Origin of the sequence: Affinundibacterium danionis (genome assembly GCF_042432465.1) — a bacterium.
In the GTDB taxonomy this organism is placed as follows: domain Bacteria; phylum Pseudomonadota; class Gammaproteobacteria; order Burkholderiales; family Burkholderiaceae_D; genus Undibacterium; species Undibacterium danionis.
Genome location: NZ_JBHLXJ010000035.1, coordinates 138,227 through 152,589, shown reverse-complemented (window position 1 = coordinate 152,589; position 14,363 = coordinate 138,227). Strand labels below are relative to the sequence as shown.

Below are 14,363 nucleotides of genomic sequence, written 5' to 3'. Positions count from 1 at the left end.
GAAACCCAAGGGTGGGCTCGTCGTCCCATAGCAATTCCAAATAACTTTTACGCTGCAAATAATTGCATCGTAATCATTCAATTCTAACGGATTGGATGAACTGTTAAGATACAAGGGTGGGCACGCTCTTTGTGCCCACGCGAATCGACCAAAACCATTCGATGAGCTTCATACGCTATGCCATTCTGAACCGTAACGCGTGGGCACGATGAGACCGTGCCCACCCTACGCATCCGCAAAATAATTCGCATATTATTCCAATGCAAGCTGATTTTGCATCACATCCCACCTCGGAAAAACACAATTACTCGTAAATCGGTAAGGCAATTTTTCGTAGGACGTCAATAGCCGTAGGCGTATTGCGCCGGTTAGCGCGTAATCACGGCTAACTGACACTCATCAAAAAAATTTTGATTACGAATTAATTTCTCCGCCGTTTTTCGAGATGACGTCGGATGACGCAATATGTCTGCGGATATTGACGCCCTACTTCCGTGATCAACGCGCTAACGCGCGGCATTCCAGATAGCATTAAAATCCAATGACAGTTGGCGGTGATGTTTAATGAAGAGCAGATAAATGTGCGATTTGCCCTTTTTCGCTATCGGTGCATAGAAAATTAAATCTAACGCAAGTTGAATCCATTCTGGTCAAAGAAAGTCGCCTTGCTCTAATGTCACACAAAGCATGAACAAGCTTAAATCTTATGCGTCCCTTCCCCATCCCTAAAAAGGACAGAGTTCGTCACAAAATTCGCAATATGAAAGATCATTTGAATCGCAAATACGTCACTTGCTTCTATATTTCCATAAATATAGAATTATGGAAATGACTCAACGATTAGAAATTACAATTCATGAAAACCACAACTGCCATCACCGCACTAGCCGCACTAGCACAAGAATCCCGTCTCGCGATCTTTCGCTTACTGGTTGCTGTCGGCCCAGAAGGCCTAGCAGCGAGCAAAATCGCGGAAGAACTCGAAGTTCCTTCGTCGTCGTTGTCGTTTCATTTGAAAGAGCTATCACATGCCGATTTGATCGTGGCACGGCAGGATGGGCGATTCATTATTTACTCAGCGAATTTTTCTGCAATGAACGATTTGATAGGATTTTTAACTGAGAGCTGTTGCGGCGGTAACCCATGTGGACCAAGCGTCGCACCAAGATCAGCGACGAAAAAATCAGTACCCAAATCGGTCTCGAAGTCTGTGGTGAAGGCTTAATTCTTTTCCTCGTTTTTTACTATTTTTTTCTTTGAAACTTGTTCGATATTTCTTCAATACTTCTTTGACCACGCTTTTATGTCTTCAAAAAACATTTTACTGAAACGCATCGTTGCCGAGTTCCTTGGCACTGCCTTTTTACTCGCTGTCGTCGTTGGCTCTGGCATCATGGCGCAGACGCTTTCTGCTGGTAATGCTGCCATCGCTTTGCTCGCCAATGCACTCGCCACTGGCGCAGGTTTGATTGCCTTGATTTTGATGTTTGGCAATTTATCGGGAGCACATTTTAATCCTGTGGTGACGCTGTCTGAAGCGTGGCAAAAAAATCTTTCTGCACATTTCGTTCTTCCTTACATCATCGCGCAAATTGTTGGCGCTTTTGCAGGCGTCGCCGCCGCACATGGCATGTTTGATTTGCCGCTATTTTTCGCATCGACGCATGCGCGTACTGGCGTCTCACAATGGTGGAGTGAATTCATTGCGACCTTTGGTTTGATTGGCGTCATCATCAGCACCTCACGCACACGTCCAGCAACCACGCCATTTGCGGTGGCGGCGTATATCACGGCAGCGTATTGGTTCACTTCTTCAACCTCATTTGCGAATCCCGCTGTGAGTTTGGCGCGGGCAATGAGCGATACCTTTGCCGGAATACGTCCTAACGATGTGCCCGGTTTTATTGTGATGCAGTTGTTAGGCGCGGCATCTGCGACTGTGCTGTTTAACTGGTTATATCCATCATCTTCCCCATCTGCATCAGCTGAGGTCAGCTCATCATGAACGTCTTATTTCTTTGTACAGGTAATTCTTGCCGCTCTATTTTGGGCGAGGCGACTTTTAATCACCTAGCACCTGCTGGTTGGCGCGCAATGAGTGCAGGTAGCAAGCCAACTGGCCAAGTGCATCCACGTTCACTCGCTTTATTGGCGCGCGAAGGCATCGCGACCGATGGTTATTTCAGTAAATCCTGGGATAACTTGCCAGCGACGCCCGATATCGTGATTACGGTTTGTGCGAGCGCGGCGGGCGAAACTTGCCCTGCCTACTTAGGTCCTGTATTACGCACCCACTGGGGCGTCGAAGATCCGGCACACGCCACAGGCACCGATGAAGAAATTGACGCTAGCTTTATGCAAGCCTATCGTATTTTGCGAGCGCGTATTGAAGCGTTTTTTGCCTTACCACTTGCAAGCTTGCAAAACGATAAAGTGGCTTTAAAAGTAGAGATGGATAAGATCGCTAATCTCATGGCTTAAGTGAGTAAAAGCGAACAAGTATACGCCAGCGCAATGCGTTGCGTGCAATAAGTGCTGTAATGTAGTTGATAGTCACACCTCATCATCGATACTAGAAATAACATATGAAAACCCTACAAATATTTGATCCCGCTATGTGTTGTAACACCGGCGTTTGTGGTGTCGATGCAGATCAACAACTTGTCAGTTTTGCTGCCGATGTGGATTGGGCGAAAAAACAAGGCGCACAGATAGAGCGATTTAATTTGGCACAACAGCCAATGGCATTTGTTGAAAATACGGTAGTTAAAAGTTTTTTAGAGCGCTCAGGTCAAGAAGGCTTGCCCTTGATTTTGCTTGATGGCGAGATCGCGTTGACCAATCGCTATCCGCGTCGCGCAGAATTGGCGCGATGGTTGGGCTTAAGTATTCTGCCTGTTGCTGCTGGCAACGCGAGTTCTAAGCCCTGTTGCGGCGAAGGTCAGACTTGCTAAAGACCAATTTGCTAGCTGCTATTTTCGCTTTATCAATTCGCTGTATCAATTCGCTTTATGATGATTGGATAAGCTCGTGAAATTTCTTGAACAGACTCCTAAGTTTTTATTTTTCACAGGCAAAGGTGGCGTTGGTAAAACATCGCTGGCTTGCGCGACAGCGATGCATTTTGCTGATCTTGGTAAACGAGTGCTATTAGTTAGTACCGATCCTGCATCGAATGTCGGACAAGTATTCGGTATCACGATAGGTAATCACATTACCGCCGTGAGTGCGGTGGCGAACTTATCCGCTTTAGAAATTGATCCGCAAGCGGCAGCGCAAATCTATCGCGATAAAATCGTCGGTCCGGTACGTGGTGTATTGCCCGATGCGGTAGTCAATAGCATAGAAGAACAATTATCCGGCGCCTGCACTACCGAGATCGCTGCGTTTGATGAATTCACTGGCTTACTGACTAATCAAGCTGTGATCAGCCAATTTGATCACATCATTTTTGATACCGCACCGACAGGTCATACCATACGCATGTTGCAATTGCCCGGTGCGTGGTCTGACTTTTTAGAAGAAGGCAAAGGCGATGCGTCGTGCTTAGGTCCCTTGGCTGGTTTAGAAAAACAACGCGAGCAATATCATGCTGCGGTGGAAGCCTTGGCTGATCCGCAACGTACGCGCATGGTCTTGGTCGCTCGTGCGCAAACAGCTGCCTTGCGCGAAGCCGCCCGAACTCATGAAGAGCTGGCTGCGATTGGCTTCCAACGGCAATACTTAGTCATCAACGGTGTGATGCCTGAAGCCGAAGCGGTACATGACAAATTAGCTGCCGCGATTGCGCAACGCGAGCAAATCAGTTTGAATGCCATGCCTGCTGTGTTAAAAGAGGCACCGTGTGATCAACTTCCTTTGCTTGGTTTTAATTTAGTTGGTTTGTCGGCCTTGCGTGCCTTGCTCAATCCATCGCCTGCGGTGTCGTCTTCCAAGTCGATTACGGAAGCACCAGCCTGCCCAGATTTGTCGAGCCTGATTGATGATTTAGCGGCAGATGGGCATGGTTTAATTATGACCATGGGCAAAGGTGGCGTTGGCAAAACCACGGTGGCGGCGGCACTCGCAGTCGAATTAGCGCGGCGCGGTCATGCAGTGCATTTAACCACCTCGGACCCCGCCGCCCACGTGTTAGCAGCGCTAGGTGGTGAGGTTGAAAACATGAGCGTCAGTCGCATCGATCCACATGCAGCAACAGAGGCATATCGTGCGCAAGTGATGGCGAGTAAAGGCAAACATTTAGATGAGGCTGGGCGCGCTTTGCTGGAAGAAGATTTACGCTCGCCTTGTACCGAAGAGATCGCCGTGTTCCAAGCGTTCTCGCGCGTGATCCGTGAAGCAGGTAAAAAATTCGTCGTGATGGATACCGCGCCGACTGGACATACCCTGCTCCTACTTGACGCAACGGGTGCCTATCATCGCGAAATTGCGCGACAAATGGAAAGCACAGGCGTGCGCTTCAATACGCCAATGATGCAGCTACAAGATCCACAGCAAACTAAAGTGATCATCGTGACACTGGCAGAAACCACGCCGGTATTGGAGGCGGCTGGTCTACAAAAAGATTTGCGACGCGCAGGCATAGAACCATGGGCTTGGGTCATTAACAATAGCTTGGCACTAGCGCATCCGACGTCTGCTTTATTGCAAGAACGTGCGCAGAATGAATTAGCGCAAATTCAAACAGTCGCCGAACAACATGCCAAGCGTTGGGCGGTGATCGCTTTGCAAGAGCAAGAGCCGGTTGGGGTTGCGCGTTTGCAGGGCTTGTTGAGGAATGATGTGGCGGGGTAATGATCACGCCCCTCTCCTCCGTAGATTCCCGCCTCTTCAAGGCATAGGTATCTACACAAATTCGGGTTCGGTTAACAAAACTCATTCTCCCGCAAGCGGGGTAAGGCTGGGATGAGGGTGATTCAAGTTTGCGAAATCCAATTTCAATGTTAAATCCGATTTTGGAATACGTAACACAAACATGCTTCTCGCTTGTCAGCCGCCCTCACCCCAACCCGCTCGCGGGAGAGGGAGTATTAGTCATCGTACAACCAATACTCTTTAATCTAAATTTTCTCTTTTTCCCTAACATTCAAACCCATTTCAATAGTAAGGCCTTATCGGTTATCATACGAGAAACAACTCTACTACACGTGATCGCTCTGTAGACCACTAGATCACCTTCGACAAAGAATCGACACCGTTATGAATGCCTCAAACATCAATCCTATTCCCATCCGCAGCAAGCCACGCAATCTTGCCAGCGCTGTAGTTGAACATCTGACCGCGCGCATCAAAAGTGACGATTTACAAGTCGGCGAAAAGCTTCCGACTGAATCTGAAATCATGCAAGTGTATAGCGTCAGCCGGACTGTAGTACGCGAAGCGATTTCCCAATTAAAAGCTGCTGGATTGGTTGAAACCCGTCATGGCATAGGGACCTTTGTACTCGCGCCATCACATCATCTAGGTTTGCAAAATTCTTCTATCGTCACGGTCAGAGATGTATTGGACGTTTTGGAAGTTCGTATCAGCTTAGAAACCGAAGCCGCTTGGCACGCCGCAACACGTAGAACCGAATCCCAGGTTGATGAGCTACGTGAAGTATTGCAACAAATGCGCGACACGGTTGCAACCGGCGCGCATTCAGTGGAAGCCGATGTTCGTTTTCATTTATTAATCGCACGAGCCACTGGCAATCAATATTTTATGGAGTTATTAGGACACCTAGGACATACACTGATTCCGCGCGCGCGCTTGAATACAGCGCAGCTCAATCACGATGATCCGGGTGCGTATTTAGGTCGAGTACAACATGAGCACGAAGCTATTTTTAATGCGATTTTGCGTAAAGATTCAGAAGCTGCACGGGCGGCTATGCGTACTCATTTGAGTAATAGTCGGGAGAGATTGCGGTTGGCGCAGGAGGTGATTGAGGGTGGGGCTTGAGTTGATTTGTGTCTTTCACCTTATTAAATTCTGATTCTGCACTGGCAGCATATTTGTCACACATCATTCGTTCTCATCGTCTTTTGGTCGGCTGTGGCCCGACAGCTAATTCCCTTTTTTTCAGAAAAGAAGCGGCCTTAGATTCACACTATCGAATTCCATTTCTCCGCCTGCTGAAGTGAAATTTACCTTCATCCTTTCTCATCGTTTGCAGGTCGGGTGTGGCCCGACAGCCAATTACCTTTTTTGGCGAAGCAAAAAAGGTGACTAGCTGTTGGTCTACCACCGACCTACAGACCAATCAGCAACCAAAAAAAATTCACTCAATTCCCGAAAAAAAACCCATCCCCATCCCAGCCTTCCACCGCGCCGCTTGCAAGCGGCTTAGAAATTGGTGGCGCGAACCATGCTTTGTGAAACCCCACCAATTTCCCCTTGAAGGGGAAGGTGTAACGCCAATCACGCCACACATACAAAGCATCCGCTGGCAAATTCCCGTCCAATAGAATATTTCATTAAATACAAAAAAAGCCCCACTAACAATAAAAAACCAAAAACCCTTTGCAAATTCCAATTTTAAGTTGTACGATGACGTATCACTTAAACGTAATCACATAATTTTTTCTAACTCAACCCAATTTCCTGCCTTTACTACTGGAGACACTATGCATCCGCAAGACCTCAAAAAAATCCTCTCATCTGGACTCTTATCCTTCCCTATCACCGACTTCGATGAAAACGGTGATTTCCGTGCTGATACTTATGCTGAACGCTTGGAATGGTTGGCTCCATATGGTGCTAGCGCTTTGTTTGCGGCGGGTGGTACTGGTGAATTTTTCTCTTTGACACCTAATGAATACACGGATGTAATCCGCACTGCGGTCGAAACTTGCCGTGGCAAAGTACCTATTTTGGCAGGCGTTGGTGGACCTACTCGTACCGCGATTGCATTGGCTCAAGATGCGCAGCGTTTGGGTGCGCAGGGTTTGTTATTGTTGCCGCACTATTTAACTGAAGCTAGCCAAGACGGTTTGATCGAACACGTTGCCGAAGTCTGCAAATCCGTCAGTATTGGCGTGGTGGTATACAACCGTGCTAACTGCCGTTTGACACCGGATTCTTTAGAAAAATTAGCAGCACGTTGTCCAAATCTGATCGGTTTTAAAGATGGTATCGGTGATATCGAATTGATGGTATCTATCTGGCGCCGTATGGGTGATCGTTTTAGCTACCTCGGTGGTTTGCCAACCGCAGAAGTTTATGCGGGCGCTTACAAAGCGATCGGTACACCGGTGTATTCTTCTGCGGTCTTTAATTTCGTGCCAAAATTGGCGATGGATTTTTATCACGCTACAGCAGCGGATGATTTCGCAACGACTAATCGTCTGATCGATGAATTCTTCTTACCTTACTTAGAAATTCGCAACCGCAAAGCTGGCTATGCCGTGAGTATCGTAAAAGCGGGTGCGCGTTTGGTTGGTCATAGCGGCGGTCCAGTACGTGCGCCATTGACTGATCTGACAGCAGAAGAAGATGAAATGCTGTTGAAATTAATTCGTGCACAAGGTGCGCAATAGTTTCCTAATTGCTGGTAGTTGCTGGAAGCTGATTTACAGTTTTCAGCGCCTACATCAAGCTAAGTCGTAACAAAAACAGAAAACGGGCTCGCCCGTTTTCGCCACATTTTAAACAAGCACATAGGTTTTATCAGGAGTAATCAATGCAAATCACAGGAAGCATGATCATCGGTCAGCAAACAGTTTTTGGTAGTGCTGGTTCGGTCAAAGCGATTAATCCCGCCACCAATAGTGAATTCGAACCCGCCTTTGGCCTCGCTACTAATGCAGATGTCGAACGTGCATGTCAGTTGGCCAACGCCGCATTCGACACTTTCAGAGAAACCAGTCCAGAACAACGTGCGAGCTTCTTAGAAAAAATTGCCGACAATATTTTGGAATTGGGCAGTAGCCTAATTGACCGCGCAACCTTAGAAACGGGATTGCCAGTAGCGCGCTTAGAAGGTGAACGTGGTCGTACCATGAATCAATTGCGCTTATTCGCAAAAGTCGTTCGCGACGGTCGTTATTTGTCTGCGACTCTTGACTCAGCTTTGCCAGAACGCGCACCACCACGTCCTGATTTGCGTTTACGTAAAATTGGTTTGGGACCCGTCGCGGTCTTTGGCGCAAGTAATTTTCCTTTAGCGTTTTCTGTGGCGGGTGGTGATACTGCGTCTGCCTTAGCGGCTGGTTGCCCTGTTGTCGTCAAAGCACACAGCGCCCATCTTGGTACTTCAGAATTGGTTGCTACAGCGATCCAAAAAGCGGTGCGTGACGCTGGTTTGCCAGAAGGCGTATTTTCAATGGTGATCGGTGATGGCCGCCAAATCGGCCAAAGCTTGGTATCACATCCTGCAATTAAAGCGGTTGGTTTTACCGGTTCTCGTCAAGGTGGCATGGCGCTGGTTCGCACCGCGGCACAACGTCCTGAGCCTATCCCAGTTTATGCAGAGATGAGTAGTATCAATCCTGTGTTTTTGTTGCCAGGTATTTTGGCAGAAAAAGCGGCGGGCATTGCTCAAGCTTTTGTAGATTCACTGACGCTGGGTGCAGGCCAATTCTGTACTAATCCTGGCATGGTCATTGCAGTTGATAGTCCTACTCTACAGAGTTTTATTCAAGCAGCATCAGCAGCAGTTGAAGGCAAACCTGCCGCAACTATGCTGACACCAGGTATCCATCAGGCCTACAGCAGTGGCGTTAGCCGCTTGCACGAGATCGATGGCGTGACAACTTTAGCGCAAGGTCAGGAAAGCACAGGTAGCGCATGTGCAGCACGTGCTAATTTGGTGCAATGTAGTGCGCAACAATTTTTGTCGAACACCGCTTTGCACGACGAAGTATTTGGCCCGTCTTCTCTGGTCATCGTGTGTGCCGATCAAGCTGAAGTATTAGCGATCGCTGAACATCTAGAAGGTCAGTTAACGGCGACGGTACATGCTAATGCTGCAGACTACGCCGCGGCAGGGAAATTATTGACGATCTTGGAACGTAAAGCGGGCCGTATTTTGTTCAATGGTTTCCCAACCGGTGTGGAAGTTGCACATGCCATGGTGCATGGTGGCCCATTCCCATCCACTTCAGATAGTCGTTCTACCTCGGTAGGCGCGTCTGCTATTGATCGTTTCTTGCGTCCAGTTTGCTATCAAGAGGTGCCAGCTGAGCTGTTACCCATCAGTCTGCAAACCAGTAATCCACTCGGTATCCCGCGCGTTATCGATGGCGAATTGAAATTGCCTGCCTAAATAAAGAATGGCGCTGATACCACCCCATCAGCGCCATTTTTTACTGGTCTTGAGAAAAACATCCCAAAGAGCAAGCAGACAAAAATAAAACCGGAGACAAGAAAATGTCATCATCAACAAACGCAGACACAAAACTAGCAGAAAAAGACAGCGCACAACAGCAAACCACCGCGCAGGGTATAGGCAAATATCGCTGGACCATTTGCGCCCTGCTATTTTTTGCTACCACCATTAATTATCTGGATAGACAGGTATTAAGTTTGCTCGCGCCAGATTTAAGTAAAGAATTCGGCTGGACCAATAGCGATTACGCTAATATCACCGCCGCATTTCAATTCGTCTACGCGATCTCTATGTTATTTGCAGGTCGCTTTATCGACAAAATAGGTACTAAAAAAGCGTTTGTACTTGCGATTACGATTTGGTCTATCGGTGCCATTATGCATGCGTTTGCCATCGCATTTGGTACTGCCATTAACAGCGTATTTACCACACTAGGATTGGCAGCAGTGCCGATTTCTATCGCTGGCTTTATGATTTCTCGCGCAGTTTTAGCTTTGGGCGAAGCAGGTAATTTTCCTGCTGCAATCAAAGCGACCGCAGAATACTTTCCGAAAAAAGAACGCTCCTTCGCCACCGGTATTTTTAATTCAGGTGCTAATATCGGCGCGGTATTGGCACCCATCACCGTGCCTATGATTGCCGACGCCTGGGGCTGGCAAGCAACGTTTATTATCATTGGTGCTATCGGCTTTTTATGGCTGGGTGCTTGGTTGGTTTTTTATGACAAACCTGAGCAACAAAAACGCTTGTCCTCTGAGGAACTTGCATACATCAATCATGATCAAGTACGTGACGGCGTGATTGATAGCGGAAATGATGAAGGTCGAAAATTCTCATGGTTTCAATTACTCGCCTATCGTCAAACTTGGGCCTTCGCTTTTGGCAAATTTATGACCGATGGTGTTTGGTGGTTCTTTTTGTTTTGGTTGCCGAAATATCTCGCTTCCCAATATGGCATGAAGACAACTGATTTCGTTTTCCCTTTAGCGGTTTTATACAGTATGACCATGGTTGGTAGTATTGGTGGAGGTTGGTTACCAACTTACTTTATCAATCGTGGTGACGCTCCATATGATGGTCGTATGAAAGCCATGTTGATGATTGCTACTGTGCCATTGCTGGTATTGTTAGCGCAACCTCTAGGCTATCTGAGTTTTTGGGTCCCAGTTATTTTGATTGGTATCGGTGCGTCAGCACATCAAGCATGGTCAGCCAATATTTTCACCACAGTCTCCGATATGTTTCCGAAAAAGGCAGTCGCTTCTGTCGTTGGTATAGGCGGCATGGCAGGTGGTTTAGGTGGTGTCTTAATCACTAAGCTTGGCGGCTGGTTATTTGACTATTACGGTAGCCAAGGTCAATTGCAAACGGGCTACACTATTATGTTCGCCATTTGCGCACTCGCCTATTTAGTAGCATGGAGCGCAATGAAAACACTGGTTCCCAAATATAAAGTCATTAACGATTTGTAGATTCACGACCTTGTTATCTACCAACCAAGTATAACTAAGTTTAACTAAGCTCACACAAGCACGGAAAATTCATGTCAAACACCGTAGAACTCGTCGACATCACACGCGTTGGTAATTCATCTCACACTATCCGTTGTGGTGTTGGCGAGAGCCCGGTTTGGCTGGATAGTCATCAGGCTTGGTTTTGGGTTGATATTATCGGTAGAACGATTTGGTCATCTGACGCAACTGGAAGTCATCTACAAAGCTGGCAAACAGCGGAAATGATAGGCTGCCTGACGCCTACGCGAAGTACAACGGCAAACGCGGGGCAGCCCTTAGAATTTATTGCGGGCATGGAGAGTGGGATATTTACCCTTGTGCTCGAAAAAGAAGGCAAGCTTAGCTCACAGCATCTAGCCGCGCCTGCAGAATTACAGCCGGGCATGCGTTTTAATGATGGTCGCTGCGATCGTCAGGGGCGATTCTGGAGCGGTACTATGCTAATCGATATGAGCGAACCGCGCGCCGCAGGACATCTGTATCGCTATTCTGCAGAACAGGGAGTTTCAGCACCGGTAGTCTCGAATTTATTGGTACAAAATGGATTGGCATGGTCGCCCGATGGCCGCACTATGTATTTGTCCGACTCCCATCCCAATAGCCAACTAATATGGGCATTTGACTACGATACCGATAGTGGCACGCCACACAATCAACGCGTATTGGTCGATATGAAAAACTATGATGGCAGACCAGACGGTGCGGCAATTGACGTGGATGGTTGCTATTGGATTTGCGGAAATGATGCTGGGCGAATTTTACGCTTCACACCCGATGGCAAACTAGACCGCCAAATCGCTGTGCCTATGGCGAAACCTACCATGTGTTGCTTCGGTGGAGCCAACATGGATACTTTAATGGTGGCATCCATCGCGGCAGGCCAGTCTCAAGATGATGTTTGGGCTGGTGCGACCGTATTACTTCGGCCGGGCGTACAGGGTTTCGCTGAAACTGCGTTTGCGACTTAGTCTATAAGTGCTAACTGCACTCACAAGCCCCGCCGAACACTAGCAAGCACTAACGAGCGCTAACTCATTCCAGTTTTTAAAATAGGATATCCCATGATCATGATGGATAAAGTACTGCCCTGCCTGTTCCTCTCTTTACTATTACCAGCATTGAGCGACGCCGCACAAACTAACGGTCAAGCTGTGAGTCCTGCGCTATCCAACACGCAAAAAACCGTATGGGAACCCGACCTTGGTAATGGTCGCTACCGCAACCCCATCATTCATGCTGACTATTCAGATCCTGATGTCATCCGCGTAGGTGATCAGTATTATATGACCGCATCCAGTTTCAACAGTGCCCCAGGTCTACCTTTATTACAATCATCAGATATGATCCACTGGTCACTGGTCGGTCATGCTCTCCCCAATTTAGTACCAGCAGAGATGTTCAGTACCCCACAACATGGCAAAGGCGTGTGGGCGCCCAGTTTGCGTTTTCATGATGGGAAATTTTGGATTTTTTATCCCGATCCGGATGTCGGTATCTATGTCATGACGGCGAAGAATTTTGCTGGGCCTTGGAGCTCCCCGCACTTGCTCATCGCAGGGAAGGGGCTGATTGATCCCACGCCTTTATGGGATGATGATGGTAAAGCTTGGTTATTGCACGCTTGGGCCAAAAGTCGTGCAGGCTTTAATAATCAATTGAGCCTCAAAAGTATGAGCAGCGATGCTAGTCAAATTTTAGAGGACAAAGGCGTCGTCATTGATGGCAATCAATTAGCAGGCTATACCACGCTAGAAGGCCCTAAATTTTATAAACACAATGGCTGGTATTATGTGTTTGCACCTGCTGGCGGCGTTGAGCATGGCTGGCAAACTGTGTTTCGCGCTAAAAATATTCTAGGCCCGTATGAAGAAAAAATCGTTTTAGCGCAAGGTAATAGCAGCACCAACGGACCGCATCAAGGCGCCTGGGTAACAGCACAAGATGGCAGCGATTGGTTCTACCATTTTCAAGATAAACGTGCATATGGGCGCATCGTGCATTTGCAACCAATGACTTGGGAAAATGATTGGCCTGTCATGGGTGTGAAGAATGCAAAGACAGGCATAGGTGAACCCGTTGCTGAATGGCGGAAACCTCTCGGCAATGCGCTCGCTGCTGCAGTATCCAAAGCGACACCGGCTGAGTCTGATAATTTTTCACAACCACAACTTGGCTTGCAATGGCAATGGAATGCCAACTGGAAAGCTGAATGGTATTCACTAAGTGCACACAAAAATCATTTAAGACTGTATCCACAGACACTGGTAGAAAGCAATTCGCTAATTGATTATCCTGCGATCATTTTGCAAAAAATACCCGCACCAGAATTTGATGTAAGCGTCAAAATCAATTTAAACACGAATACAGACGGAGATCGTGCGGGCTTAATCTTGTATGGATTAAATTATGCGTGGCTAGGGATACAGCGACATCAAAGCCACTATGAATTACGTTACACGACTTGCACAGGTGCTGGTAAATGCCAGGAGAAAGTTTTGGAACAAAAACCGATAAGCAGCTCAGAATTACACTTCAAACTGAGTATGCGAGCTGGTGGTATCGCACAGTTTTATTACAGCGAAAATGCCGATCCAAGTGCTAAAGATTTCACCGCAATTGGTGCGCCTTTCGTGGCGGCGCAGGGGCGTTGGGTGGGCGCTAAAATTGGGCTATTTAGCACTACACCTGCTGCCATAGCTACTACCGCAAGTAATAAAAATAATTATGCTGACTTTTCAAAATTCATGATCAAAGCGGCAGACTAAGAAAATTGTAGGATAGGTTAGCTTTAGCGTAACCCGCCGCTCACACCTTAAAGCACGTATATCATGTGCTGAATTTTTATCGAATAAGGTAATGAGTTTTTTTGTTTCTAATTTATTTTTGTACTCCCTTGGCGTTCACAGGTCGGGGGTGGCCCGACAGCCAATTACCTTTTTTGCTTCGCCAAAAAAGGTAATCCAAAAAAGACGACCGTAGACTCGCCCCTTTGGGGTGCTTACGCTACGCTTCAGCATAATTTATGCATCACAAAAAATGGGAAAGTGTTGAAACTCGCCTTCGGCTCAAACAGCAACACTTTCTTATCCATTTTCTGTGAGGCACAAATTACATCGTCTCAAACGGGGGTAAGTCAAAGTCAAAAACAGAGTCAAAAGCAACACCAACACCAAAACATGCAGTCTCGACGAACGCATATTTTTCTACGGGCTTCTCGGATTCGCTGGTTTCGACTTTGTTTTTGACCTTCACCCACTTCTGACACTGCCAATTGTGCGGGACAGAAAATGGATAAAGAAAGTGTCGTGTTTGAGCGTAGCGAGTTTCGACACTTTCCCATTTTTTGTCTTGCTCAATTGGGAAGCCGAAGGCCAGTGGCAGCGTGGTCGCCTTTTTTGGATTACCTTTTTTGGCGAAGCAAAAAAGGTAACTGGCTGTCGGGCCACTCCCGACCTGTGAACGATGTGAACGTTTACTGGTCAGTATTGGGATGAAGATAAGTGACTTATTCACAAATAAATTGGCTATTTCTAGATGGG

The 14,363-nt window shown here is 47.3% G+C and carries 12 protein-coding genes; 11 read left to right on the top strand and 1 reads right to left on the bottom strand.

Going from position 1 to position 14,363, the window contains the following annotated elements:
• Window positions 1-856: 856 nt before the first annotated feature.
• The 11 genes from ACFFJH_RS19535 to ACFFJH_RS19485 all read left to right on the top strand — a co-directional run bounded on the left by ACFFJH_RS19535 (window position 857) and on the right by ACFFJH_RS19485 (window position 13,589).
• Window positions 857-1,225, top strand: coding sequence for an ArsR/SmtB family transcription factor (locus tag ACFFJH_RS19535; RefSeq protein ID WP_390214748.1), 369 nt, complete (start codon window positions 857-859; stop codon window positions 1,223-1,225).
• A gap of 78 nt (window positions 1,226-1,303) precedes the next feature.
• Window positions 1,304-2,005 (top strand): aquaporin, encoded by a 702-nt coding sequence (locus ACFFJH_RS19530; RefSeq protein WP_390214747.1) that lies wholly within the window; start codon window positions 1,304-1,306, stop codon window positions 2,003-2,005.
• A complete protein-coding gene (locus tag ACFFJH_RS19525) occupies window positions 2,002-2,481 on the top strand; it encodes an arsenate reductase ArsC (RefSeq protein WP_390214746.1) in 480 nt (159 codons plus the stop codon). Before ACFFJH_RS19530 ends, ACFFJH_RS19525 begins: the two co-directional genes overlap by 4 nt.
• Before the next feature lie 104 nt (window positions 2,482-2,585).
• Entirely contained in the window at window positions 2,586-2,954 is a 369-nt protein-coding gene (gene arsD, locus ACFFJH_RS19520) for an arsenite efflux transporter metallochaperone ArsD (RefSeq protein WP_390214745.1), read from the top strand.
• Between the two features lie 76 nt (window positions 2,955-3,030).
• The gene (gene arsA / locus ACFFJH_RS19515; protein ID WP_390214744.1) at window positions 3,031-4,794 is read left to right on the top strand and encodes an arsenical pump-driving ATPase; all 1,764 of its coding nucleotides are present in this window, start codon (window positions 3,031-3,033) and stop codon (window positions 4,792-4,794) included.
• 405 nt (window positions 4,795-5,199) lie between these two features.
• Window positions 5,200-5,943, top strand: coding sequence for a FadR/GntR family transcriptional regulator (locus ACFFJH_RS19510; RefSeq protein WP_390214743.1), 744 nt, complete (start codon window positions 5,200-5,202; stop codon window positions 5,941-5,943).
• A 665-nt stretch (window positions 5,944-6,608) separates the two neighbouring features.
• Window positions 6,609-7,520: a 5-dehydro-4-deoxyglucarate dehydratase gene (kdgD, locus tag ACFFJH_RS19505; protein ID WP_390214742.1), complete on the top strand. Its 912-nt coding sequence runs from the start codon at window positions 6,609-6,611 to the stop codon at window positions 7,518-7,520.
• 143 nt (window positions 7,521-7,663) lie between these two features.
• Complete coding sequence (locus tag ACFFJH_RS19500) at window positions 7,664-9,247, top strand: aldehyde dehydrogenase (NADP(+)) (RefSeq protein WP_390214741.1); 1,584 nt, start codon at window positions 7,664-7,666, stop codon at window positions 9,245-9,247.
• Between the two features lie 104 nt (window positions 9,248-9,351).
• On the top strand, window positions 9,352-10,782 hold the full coding sequence (locus ACFFJH_RS19495) for an MFS transporter (RefSeq protein WP_390214739.1): 1,431 nt from the start codon (window positions 9,352-9,354) through the stop codon (window positions 10,780-10,782).
• 71 nt (window positions 10,783-10,853) lie between these two features.
• On the top strand, window positions 10,854-11,792 hold the full coding sequence (locus ACFFJH_RS19490; RefSeq protein WP_390214738.1) for an SMP-30/gluconolactonase/LRE family protein: 939 nt from the start codon (window positions 10,854-10,856) through the stop codon (window positions 11,790-11,792).
• A 99-nt stretch (window positions 11,793-11,891) separates the two neighbouring features.
• Window positions 11,892-13,589 (top strand): glycoside hydrolase family 43 protein, encoded by a 1,698-nt coding sequence (locus tag ACFFJH_RS19485; RefSeq protein ID WP_390214737.1) that lies wholly within the window; start codon window positions 11,892-11,894, stop codon window positions 13,587-13,589.
• 343 nt (window positions 13,590-13,932) lie between these two features.
• Here the strand turns inward: ACFFJH_RS19485 and ACFFJH_RS19480 are convergent, their stop codons facing one another.
• Window positions 13,933-14,337 (bottom strand): hypothetical protein, encoded by a 405-nt coding sequence (locus ACFFJH_RS19480; RefSeq protein WP_390214736.1) that lies wholly within the window; start codon window positions 14,335-14,337, stop codon window positions 13,933-13,935.
• Window positions 14,338-14,363: the final 26 nt, after the last annotated feature.